Raw genomic sequence first — 9,289 nt, 5'->3', positions numbered from 1 at the left:
GTGCAAATCCGCTCCCGACGGATTTGTCATGATGGCAATCCCTGCCATGCACCCTGCGGGCAAGTGCAAATCCGCTCCCGACGGATTTGTCGTGCATGGCTATCCCTGACATGCATCTTTCGACGAGAGCAAATTTGTTCCAAACAGATTTGTTATGCATGGATTTCTATCCCGTTATGGCTGTGGCCTTAAGTGTAACGCGTATTGCACGCAAGGGTCCACCGCGTTGATTAACAATTCCGCTTGCCGTTGCAGGTCGTTTGGGTTCCCGGCTTGCAATTGTTTCAAGCCTTGAACGACGACGCCTTCGGGATGGAAATTCCATTCGGTCGGCGCGACGATGCAGTAATCGCATACGCGTCCCTGGCGCAGTTCCAGACGATGAATCAACAGCCCTCTTGCCGCTTGGACTTGAGCCAAGCCGATGCCGTCGCTAGCTGTATTCATTTCCGGCAATTTCGTCTGCGTCAAAAGCTGTCTTAGCCGGGATGGGATTAAGGCGACTTCCAGCAAACGCGCCAGCATTCGGACAATCAGGCCGTTGCCGTAACAACCCTGCAAAGCGGCGATTAACGGCTGCGATAGCTGGCGATTTAACAGCGTTGCTTCAAAGCAGCGGCCTTGCCACTGCGGCATACGGCTGAAAGCGGCTAAATCTTGTCGCAGTTGCCGGTCCAACGTGTCGCCGTCAAGACCGGGCAGACAGGCAATATCGTTCTGCCCGATTGCAATCCAATTCAAATGATATAAATGCTTCAACATATTGGCGGCCAACGCATTATTCTGCGTTAGCCAATCCTTCAATTGCGCTTCATCGTTTAATAACCGGAAAGCGGCAAGCCGTCCGTTAAAAATCGAGACGTCGATTAGCGTTTCCAAGTCGTCGATTAGTTTTAATAGCTGTGCGACGTCGATGTCGAGGCAACTGTCGAATTTGAACGCCTCGCCGTGGCGGAATAAATTCCGCTTGAACAAGCCATCGAATTTCAGCAGCTCGGCCAGGCTTTTTTTATGCTGCGCAAGACCTATAAAAACCGGCCAATCCAGCAAAATACGCCAGGCATGTTCGCGCAAGGTTTCCAGTTGCACCAGCATGTCGCGGGCCGAATCAAGTTCCGGCTCGGCTGTCATGCCCAACGCCACGCGGCAGGCCTGCAAAGCGGCATAAGCCTGGGCATTGCCGCACAGAGAAAACAACAGAGGAACGGTATCGAGTACCTGTTCCGGGGTTTTGCCGGTCAATACTTGCGCTATCGTATCCGGGCGGCTGGAAGCGATATTTACCCCAGTTGCATTGCCGGAACAGTGATACAGATCGATAGTGATGAAACCGGCCGGCGTCATTTAACGTTTTCCGATAATGCCGAGCAATAAGTCGCGACGGCTGACGCCGCGCGGCTGAACTTCGGCCAACAAGCCTTGTAGCGCGGCTTCAGCAGCGGCAAGCGCGGCTGCTTGATTCTCGAACTGCAACATCGGCGAGAATAGCGAACAAAGCGCGTAAACGCCTATTCGGGCTTCACTGGCCAATGTGAATTCGAATACGCCGTACGGAAAGTGCTTGTCTATTTTCGTGCCGGGTTGTTGGTCGCGCCAAATGCTGTCAGGTCCCGGCAACAACAGCAGGTTCATGAACCAGGGAGTAATCAGCGCGCCGAGCCAGTCTTCGTCGAAACGGTTAAATCCGACTGCCTGCACCGAAAGCGCTGCGTTAATTATCGGCAACCCGCGCATGCGTTTAGCCGATATGTCATTGAATGTTGTTTCCAGCGTATCGCTGATTTGCTCGCTATTTTTCCAGATCATTACTCGTGTAGAGTGTAGAGACTTTCCAGGTTTTTACTGGAGCCGCTCCCGGCGGCTCCTGCACTTCTGACCTCCATGAACAGAGGAAATGCCGAGGACTGCCGGGAGCAGTTTCGGCCGCCATCCCTGGCAGTCGGTCGCATCGGTTCCCTACCGATTGCGACACTCCCGCCATCCCTGGCAGTCGTAAAACCCGGAAGGTCTTAGTTTTAGAACAAAAGCATTCATAATCAATCGTCCAACACCAAAAAATCCTGCTTTCTGCCGTCGCACTCGGGGCAACTCCAGTGATCCGGCAAATCGGAAAAAGCCGTACCAGGCGGCATTTGCCAAACTTCATCACCCACCGCCGGATCGTATACATACCAACAAATCTTGCATTCCAAGCGGGTTTGCGGCGGCAGCTTCGACATATCGCCGCCGAAGACTCCGGCAAAAAAAGAGCCGTTCATAGATACACCTTAAGTATCTCCTGCAAACGCTCGCAACTGTCGACAATGTCTTCCGGCGAGGCGCAGGCTACGCTGGGCACGTCGCTGACTTCCAGCGTATTGAGGATCAAACTGTCCTCCGAATTGAAATACTGTACCCACCAGACAAAATTAGTACCTGTGGCCGTAATCCGGCAGTTGCCGTAACCACGCGACAATATCGTCACCGAACCGCCGCCCAAACGTTGCGCCAAAAACTCCAGATCCTTCTCTGTCTGCGGCAACAGGCTCAAATTGATCGTGTGGGCTTCCGCACCCGGCCGGTATTCGGCGATTTTGGCGTTCAATTCGGTCAGCAGCGGCGGTGCATTCATGACTCCCGGCGGTACAGTCGTCCAGTAAGTAGCGATTTGTTCGGATGCGCCGTTAAAAGCCCATTCAAATAGCCGCTGAGGAATAATGCCGACTTCCAGCGTATCGTTGATGATTTGGCGCTGGGCGTTCAATGATTGTAAGCGCCAAACGCCGGCCAGCACCGACTCCTGGATGCGGATATTTTGCTTGCCGGAACAGATCGCGCTGACTTCGCCTTCGCCGAGCAGTTCGTCGATAAATCGCCGGTTGCCTGCATCCAATTGCGTCAATTCGATCGGCGCTGAAATCGCCGGAAACGCAGCCAGATTTTGCTGCAATTGCTGCAAGACGCTTTTTACTTGCGTCAACTGTTGCGTGTTTAAATCCGCAGAAACCCTCGGCATGGAATAGGTCGTCATTTCCTGCGGCATTTGCAGGTATTCCAATACGGCGCCGTCTTGTTCAGCCGGTTGACTGCCTTGTCCGAAAATGGGGAGTGAGATAGAGGTCATAATAATCGTGGATTATCCGCTAGGGCGCGCCGTGCGCGCCTTTTGCGAAGGTTAAAGGTTTCCGCGCACGGCGCGCCCTACTTTATTCAATGCGCACCGCCGCATACTTTATCCAAATCGAAGCCGGGCGGTTGGCTAGGGACAGCAGCCAAGATTGCGGCTGTTTCCTGTTTATACTCCTGCCAATTGCGAATGCCGGTGATAACGCCTAAATACTCGCCGTTACGCAAAAACACCAGCGACGGCCAGCCAGTGAAGCGAAACCTGGCCTGCAATTCGCGCTCGACAGACTTTGCGATAACCGCCGCTTGCAGCCGGCCGTTAAACGCTTTGACCAATTCCGGCAAGATCACCGCAACATCACTGCTTTCAGGAAACAGGACCGGATCGTTGCAGAAAAACAGCACGGCATTTTCATTGCCGTAAACGAAATGGTCGTAACTGTCCGCATCCAGCAATGGATAAGCGTATCGGGTTTGCAGTTGTTCTAGCAGCGGCGAGCTCATGATTTTAAAAACTCCGGCAATTGCGGTTCCCTGCCGACAAGGTCGGGAAATAAATGATCGATTCGATTATCGCCTTGCATCGCCAAGCGCATGGCTTCCAGCGCATCGGTAATTTGCAGGGCTTTTTGCTCGCTGAGCACTTCGCGGGCCGTATCCAGAAAAACCAGCAGCCAAGTACCGGCCGGCTGCGGGCCGACCAGCATCATATCGACTACGCTTTCCCGGCCCCGGTAGATGCAACGCGCCGACTCGCCGTGCTGTTCGACAACTTGCATCGGGATGCCGATGCACATCAGTATTTACCCCGGTAATCGACATCGACTTGCATTGTGTTTTCGCCGGCAGGTTGCGGCGGGCGCAACTGAAAACCTTCAAGCATCAAGACCCGGTCATCCCCGGTTCGGCAAGCTTCGGAAGCCGTTGGCCGTTCCTGTTCATAGCGCTGTATGTTCAACACCGGATCGGCCAAATCGCCATCGCTACTGACTGTTTCCGCTTCAATGCCGAAAGCTTGCAGATGAGTTAAGGCCATGTCTATCGCCGGTTGGATCTGCGCCCTGACTATTGGCCGCAAGCTACCGCCGTAGTCGTCCAGCTCCTCGGGTTGTACGCCGATCAACAACAAATGTTGCGGATAACAGCCCAGCATTTGCGCCATCGCCAACACTTCCTGGAACCCGGTTTGATGCAGGCTCATTTTTTTTGCGCCGAGAAAATTCGGCACGTCATCGTTTTCGATCCGTTTTAGTGTGCCGGGCCTTAGGCCGTAATCGACCGCATCGAATACGAGCAATACATCAGCCGTTTGGACATGTTCGACCAGATAAACGCCTTGGGTGCCGCCGTCCATAACCTTAACGTTATCCGGAAAACGGTAGCTTTTTTGCAGGCGTTCAATCACGCGAACGCCGAAACCTTCGTCGGCCCAAAGTACGTTGCCTATGCCCAGCAGTAAAATATTCATCGTTAATCCTGGATAAGTTATTTGTCCACGAAAGACACGAAAAGCACGAAAAATAGTGGACCGGCAGTATCGCCCCGTTTAAATAGGCTTGCTTCAACGGGAGTGCAGGCTTGCGCTTGCAGGCGAAGCCTGCACTCCGGCTATCAGTAATTTTATGCTGGTTCCCAAGCTGGAGCTTGGGAATGAGCGAAACGAGCGGACGTTTCAGACCGGGCAACATGCCCCATTCGACTTCTGCGAATATCCGTTTAAATCCGTCTAATCCGTGCCATTCGTTTTCTATTTTTTCGTGTCTTTCGTGCTTTTCGTGGATAAAATCAATGCATGTCATCCACCGGTTTATCGTCTTTAAACGTGCGCCAACCGGTTACTATCGTCGACAACATGCTCTGCCGCGATAATTTATCCTCCCGCACTGCGACATAAACATGGATCAGCACAAAGCAAACGATCAGCCACATGACCAGATGATGCCAGCTGTGCAGGTTTTGGCTGTCGCCGAAAATCGGCAACACCCAGGAGCTGAACAATAGATGCTGCCAACTGCCCTGCCCTGTGCCTTCTCCGTATAGCGCAAAACCGGTGACAATCATAAACAGCGTGCCCCAGACGAACACAAAATGCATGAACAGTATCGCCAGGGGATTATGGCCGACGTATTTTTTCGGCTCTTTGACCAGGAAGGCATACCACAATATTTCATGGAAGACGCCCTGCCAAAAATCGCGCGACAACAGCGGCGGCATGAAGATTTGCCGGGCGTGTTCATTGCCGGCATAAGCCCAATAGGCGCGAAAAATCAGACCTATCGCCAACAAATAACCGGCGGCGAAATGCAGGAACCGGATAGTGCCCATCACAAAATGGTCCGACGCTTCACCGTCGACCGTTGCAAGCGGCGAGGCGATTAAATAACCGGTTACTGTCAACGCGACAATAATCAAGGCATTCAAGCTGTGCCATAGCCGTACTGGTTTTTCGTAGACGTAAACAGATTGGGAGGTTGAATCAGTCATGGCCGTTCCTTATGCAAGCAACAACCAAGCACCGGTCAAGCCGGTCAGGGTTCCGTAAATATGAATCAAACCGGCTGCGTTGATGCGTTGCGCAGTCCAACCCAAAACCAGTCCGGAAACATGCAAAACCGCCGTAGCCGATACAAATCCACCGATATACGCGTATGCCGAAGCGTTAACCGGCATTTCACTGCCGTGCGCCAGTCCGTGCATTGATGCAAAGGCAGCAATCGATGTCAAAATAATCGCCTTGTCGTAAAAACTCACCTCGTTCCCACGCGCTGCGTGGGAATGCAGTATCGGCGCGCTGCGCCGCGAGTCACGACCAACGTCTTGCTGCGAATTCGGGACGCAGCGCGTGGGAACTATTAGAGTCGTGCCGAAACTAAGCGCTACGCCGACCAACAACAACGAAATCAATATAGCCGTTTCAACATAAGCAAAACCAAATCCGGCCAAGCCGAACAGCGCGCCGACCATCATGAACGACAAAAACGCGCCAATCGCCTGCCGGGCAAGCAATCGGCTTTGACTACTCGCCCATAGGCCCAAGCCCAGCATCGCCAAAAAATGATCCAGACCCAAAAACGGATGCTGGAAACCCTGGCTAAAACCGCCACCGCTAGGCAATAAGCCGGTATGCGCCAATGCCGCGTCGGAAAACGCGATAAGACCGGCCGCTGCTATAATTTTTTTCATAACCATGCTCCTCAGCGAACTTTGACTTGGGTTAATTCGGTGCCGTCCGGGCTGATGATATGCGTCGAACAAGCCAAACAAGGGTCGAAACTGTGCAACGTGCGCAGTATTTCGACCGGTTCATCCGGGCGTTCCACTTTGGTATTCATCAAGGCGGCCTCGAACGCGCCGATATTGCCTTGCTCGTCGCGCGGCGAGCCGTTCCAGGTGGTCGGCACCACGCATTGATAGTTGGCAATTTTGGTATTTTCTATTTTCAGCCAATGGCCCAATGCGCCGCGCGGCGCTTCGGTAAAGCCAACGCCTTTGACGCTGCTCGGCCAGGTTTCCGGGTCCCAAAGGGCAACGTTCGCGGTTGCCAAGTCGCCGGACTTGATATTGGCGACCATTTTGTCCATGAAATAGCGCATTTTGCCTGCCGCCCATTGCGCTTCGAGGCCGCGAGCAGCCGTCCTGCCCAGGGTCGAGAACAACGCGGTAACCGGTACATCCAGCGTCTTCAACACGAAATTGATTTGCTCGGTGATTTCCTTGTTACCTTGCGCGTAGCCGATCACGTAACGCGCCAACGGGCCGACTTCCATCGCATGGCCGCGCCAACGCGGGGCCTTGATCCATGAATATTTGGCCGCTTCGTCCAGCTCTTTGATATGCGTGCGGTCGCCTTTAGTGTTCGGCCCCAACTTATAGTTAGGTTCGGTAACGCCGTCCCAAGGATGCAAGCCCAATGAGTCGTCCGGGTATTTGTACCAGGAGTGCGGAATGAACTCCTTGATTTGCTCGGGATCGGTCAGATCGACTTCATGAACTTTGCTCAAATCGCCGTTGATGATTGCGCCGCGCGGCATCAACAGGTTGGCCGCCGAATAGTCGTTGGCTTTGTCCGGAATATCGCCGTATGACAACAGGCTTTGCCCGGAAATGCCGCCGCCGTACATCCAACCTTTGTAAAATCCGGCGATAGCCAGTAAATCGGGGATGTAGACTTGGTCGATAAAATCAATCGTGCGGTCGATAATCGACGACACCAGATTCAGCCGCTCCATGTTGATCGCGCCGTTAGCGCCGACGCCGTCGATATTGATCGCGCACGGTACGCCGCCGACCAGCCAGTTCGGATGAGGGTCTTTGCCGCCGAAAACGGTACGGATTTTCATGATGTCCTTTTGAAAATCCAGCGCTTCCAGATAATGCGTCACGGCCATTAAATCGGCTTCCGGCGGCAGTAAATAAGCCGGATTAGTCCAGTAGCCGTTCTTGAACGGGCCTAATTGGCCGGATTCGACAAACTTCAACAGACGGTTTTGCGTGTCGCGAAAATAGCCGGGCGACGATTTGGGATTATGCGGCGAAATCTTTTGCTGCAAGGCCGAAGTCGCTGCCGGATCGGCTTTCAGCGCATTGACCGGATTAACCCAGTCCAACGCATGCAGATGATAAAAATGCACCAGATGATCCTGCACCTGCAAGCTGAGTTGCATCAGGTTACGTATCGAATTGGCGTTTTCGGGAATCTTGATTTTTAACGCATCCTCAACCGCGCGTACCGAAGTCAACGCATGAGTACCGGTGCAGACGCCGCAGATGCGCTGTACAAAGGCCCAGGCGTCGCGCGGGTCGCGGCCTTTCAGAATCACTTCCAGGCCGCGCCACATCGTGCCGCTGGAAACCGCGTTGCGGATGATATTGTCGTCGTCGATGTTGACTTCGCAACGCATGTGGCCTTCGATACGGGTGACCGGGTCGACGATCACGCGGCGTCCGGCATCGTTCAAGTTAAAACCGTTGGGGGTGTGGGTGACTGTCATTGTTGCTCTGCTCCTGTTTGATTAGCGCCGGTTTTTCTGGAACGGTTCAGCGCGGTCAATCCGGCATGCACGGCAATACCGGCGCCAACGACAGCAGCGGCCGTGCCGCCGACCGCGTCGGCGTTGGCTTCGATACTAAAATCGTTAATATCGCTCAGGCGTTCGTAAAAGCCGCCTTTATCCCAGAAACCGTCCTCGGAGCAGCCGATACAGCCGTGACCGGCCTGGATCGGGAACGATACGCCTTCATTCCAACGTACTGTCGAGCAAGCGTTATAAGTGGTAGGTCCCTTGCAACCCATTTTGTACAAACAATGGCCCTGGCGCGCGGCCTCGTCGTCCCAATGCTCGACGAATTGCCCGGCATCGAAATGCGGACGCCGGTAACATTTATCGTGAATGCGTTGGCTGTAAAACATTTGCGGGCGGCCTTGCTTATCCAAGGCCGGCAGTTTTTCAAAGGTCAGCAAATAAGCGACCACGGCCGTCATCACTTCGGCAATCGGCGGGCAACCGGGCACTTTGATGATCGGCTTGTCGGCTAATCCTGGGATTTTATGCGTCGGCGTGGCGCGGGTCGGATTCGGTTTGGCGGCCTGAACGCAGCCCCAGGATGCGCAGGAACCCCAGGAAATAATCGCCTTGCAGCTTTCGGCCGCGTATTTAAGCTGCTCAACGAACGGCTTGCCGCCGATGATGCAATACATGCCGTCTTCGGCCAACGGCGCGTTGCCTTCGACGGCCAGGATGTAATTGCCTTTGTATTTTTCGACGATTTCATCGACGATGGCTTCGGCGTTGTGGCCTGCTGCTGCCATGATGGTGTCGTCGTAATCCAGCGACAGCATCGACAAGATCACGTCCTTGGCTAAAGGATGGCCTGAGCGGATAAAAGACTCGGAACAACACGTGCATTCCAGGCCATGCAACCACAGCACCGGAATACGCGGCTTGGTTTCCATCGCATGAGCGATTTTCGGAACGAAAGCGGGAGAAAGCCCTAACGAGGCAGCGGTCAGGCTGCAAAATTTCAGAAAACTGCGGCGGGTGATGCCTTGCCTGCGCATGACATCGTAAAAGGTCTCAATCATTCAGGAACTCCTGGCGTTATTGGCTACTTGAAGAATGCATCGGCAAACTTCAGTGCCGCGTTTCCTTGCTACCGCTTATAGGCTTGGAAGCGCATATTGTTA

General features: G+C 53.8%; 11 protein-coding genes. All 11 read right to left on the bottom strand.

Features of this window, described 5'->3' with window-relative positions; translation table 11 throughout:
* Positions 1 to 174 precede the first annotated feature (174 nt).
* The 11 genes from EKO24_RS22235 to EKO24_RS22180 all read right to left on the bottom strand — a co-directional run bounded on the left by EKO24_RS22235 (position 175) and on the right by EKO24_RS22180 (position 9,187).
* Positions 175 to 1,344 (bottom strand): nickel-dependent hydrogenase large subunit, encoded by a 1,170-nt coding sequence (locus tag EKO24_RS22235; protein WP_127026639.1) that lies wholly within the window; start codon positions 1,342 to 1,344, stop codon positions 175 to 177.
* The gene (gene hybE / locus EKO24_RS22230; protein WP_127026640.1) at positions 1,345 to 1,806 is read right to left on the bottom strand and encodes a [NiFe]-hydrogenase assembly chaperone HybE; all 462 of its coding nucleotides are present in this window, start codon (positions 1,804 to 1,806) and stop codon (positions 1,345 to 1,347) included.
* 230 nt (positions 1,807 to 2,036) lie between these two features.
* Complete coding sequence (locus EKO24_RS22220) at positions 2,037 to 2,258, bottom strand: rubredoxin (RefSeq protein ID WP_127026641.1); 222 nt, start codon at positions 2,256 to 2,258, stop codon at positions 2,037 to 2,039.
* Positions 2,255 to 3,103, bottom strand: coding sequence for a hydrogenase expression/formation protein (locus tag EKO24_RS22215; RefSeq protein WP_127026642.1), 849 nt, complete (start codon positions 3,101 to 3,103; stop codon positions 2,255 to 2,257). Before EKO24_RS22215 ends, EKO24_RS22220 begins: the two co-directional genes overlap by 4 nt.
* Before the next feature lie 86 nt (positions 3,104 to 3,189).
* The gene (locus EKO24_RS22210) at positions 3,190 to 3,609 is read right to left on the bottom strand and encodes a thioredoxin domain-containing protein (protein ID WP_127026643.1); all 420 of its coding nucleotides are present in this window, start codon (positions 3,607 to 3,609) and stop codon (positions 3,190 to 3,192) included.
* On the bottom strand, positions 3,606 to 3,902 hold the full coding sequence (locus tag EKO24_RS22205; protein WP_127026644.1) for a HypC/HybG/HupF family hydrogenase formation chaperone: 297 nt from the start codon (positions 3,900 to 3,902) through the stop codon (positions 3,606 to 3,608). Before EKO24_RS22205 ends, EKO24_RS22210 begins: the two co-directional genes overlap by 4 nt.
* Positions 3,902 to 4,573 (bottom strand): HyaD/HybD family hydrogenase maturation endopeptidase, encoded by a 672-nt coding sequence (locus tag EKO24_RS22200; RefSeq protein WP_127026645.1) that lies wholly within the window; start codon positions 4,571 to 4,573, stop codon positions 3,902 to 3,904. The genes EKO24_RS22205 and EKO24_RS22200 overlap by 1 nt, the downstream gene beginning before the upstream one ends.
* 317 nt (positions 4,574 to 4,890) lie before the next feature.
* Entirely contained in the window at positions 4,891 to 5,589 is a 699-nt protein-coding gene (cybH, locus tag EKO24_RS22195; RefSeq protein WP_127026646.1) for a Ni/Fe-hydrogenase, b-type cytochrome subunit, read from the bottom strand.
* A 9-nt stretch (positions 5,590 to 5,598) separates the two neighbouring features.
* The gene (locus EKO24_RS22190) at positions 5,599 to 6,288 is read right to left on the bottom strand and encodes a HupE/UreJ family protein (protein ID WP_127026647.1); all 690 of its coding nucleotides are present in this window, start codon (positions 6,286 to 6,288) and stop codon (positions 5,599 to 5,601) included.
* Between the two features lie 11 nt (positions 6,289 to 6,299).
* The gene (locus EKO24_RS22185; protein ID WP_127026648.1) at positions 6,300 to 8,096 is read right to left on the bottom strand and encodes a nickel-dependent hydrogenase large subunit; all 1,797 of its coding nucleotides are present in this window, start codon (positions 8,094 to 8,096) and stop codon (positions 6,300 to 6,302) included.
* The gene (locus EKO24_RS22180; RefSeq protein WP_127026649.1) at positions 8,093 to 9,187 is read right to left on the bottom strand and encodes a hydrogenase small subunit; all 1,095 of its coding nucleotides are present in this window, start codon (positions 9,185 to 9,187) and stop codon (positions 8,093 to 8,095) included. The genes EKO24_RS22185 and EKO24_RS22180 overlap by 4 nt, the downstream gene beginning before the upstream one ends.
* Positions 9,188 to 9,289: the final 102 nt, after the last annotated feature.

The organism is Candidatus Methylobacter oryzae, from assembly GCF_003994235.2.
GTDB classification, from domain to species: domain Bacteria; phylum Pseudomonadota; class Gammaproteobacteria; order Methylococcales; family Methylomonadaceae; genus Methylobacter_A; species Methylobacter_A oryzae.
This window is presented reverse-complemented; position numbering and strand designations above follow the sequence as displayed.